Source organism: Mesorhizobium sp. M7A.F.Ca.MR.176.00.0.0, assembly GCF_004023165.1.
In the GTDB taxonomy this organism is placed as follows: domain Bacteria; phylum Pseudomonadota; class Alphaproteobacteria; order Rhizobiales; family Rhizobiaceae; genus Mesorhizobium.
Genome location: NZ_RZTC01000302.1, coordinates 1 through 818, shown reverse-complemented (window position 1 = coordinate 818; position 818 = coordinate 1). Strand labels below are relative to the sequence as shown.

Below are 818 nucleotides of genomic sequence, written 5' to 3'. Positions count from 1 at the left end.
CTTTCGAGCGCGCCCGCCTCCTTTTCGTGGCGGTGACATGGGCACGACCTCCTTCCTGCAAACGGCTTCAATGACCGGCCAACGCGCCGGCCGGCTTGCCGCCGGCCTGTTGGCCGTGATCGTGTTTCTTGCCAGCCTTGCCGTGTCGGATCAGGCCTTTGCCCATGCCGCGCTGATCAAGACCGACCCGGCCGACGGCGCGGTGCTGGCACAGGGGCCGGCGCAGTTCTCGCTGACCTTCAGCGAGCCGGTCTCGCCTCTGGTGCTGACGCTGGTGAAGCCCGACGGCAAGCCGGTTCCGCTAACGTCATTCCGGCTCAGCGACCAGACCGTCGAGATCGACAATCCGCAGCCACTCAAGTCCGGCACGCATGTCTTGAGCTGGCGCGTCATCTCCGCAGACGGTCATCCCGTCGGCGGATCGCTGCTGTTTTCCATCGGCGCGCCCAGCGAGCCGCCCGCCGTATCCGAAGCCGTCGACTGGCCGTTGCGGTCGGCTATCTGGACGGGCAAAATCTTTCTCTACGTCGGCCTTTTCCTCGGCGTTGGCGGCGCCTTCGCGCTTGCCTGGCTGGCCGGAAGTGGCCGTGCCGGGCAGCGCTTCGTTGCAGCTGCAATCCTGAGCGGGCTGGTCGCGTCGTGCCTGTCGCTCGGCTTGCAAGGTCTGGACGCATTGGGGGCGCCGCTCTCCCATCTGGCACAATCGGTCGTCTGGCGGACCGGGCTCGACACCAGTTTCGGCTGGACAGTGCTGGTCGCGCTGATCGCGCTGGGCCTTGGCCTGCTGTCGCTGGCCGGTCCCCGCGCCACCCCCCAAC

The 818-nt window shown here is 67.5% G+C and carries 1 protein-coding gene; it reads left to right on the top strand.

Going from position 1 to position 818, the window contains the following annotated elements; genetic code table 11:
• Positions 1 to 70 precede the first annotated feature (70 nt).
• The coding region (locus EOB59_RS34985; RefSeq protein WP_245486897.1) for a copper resistance protein CopC at positions 71 to 818 on the top strand (748 nt) is incomplete at its 3' end.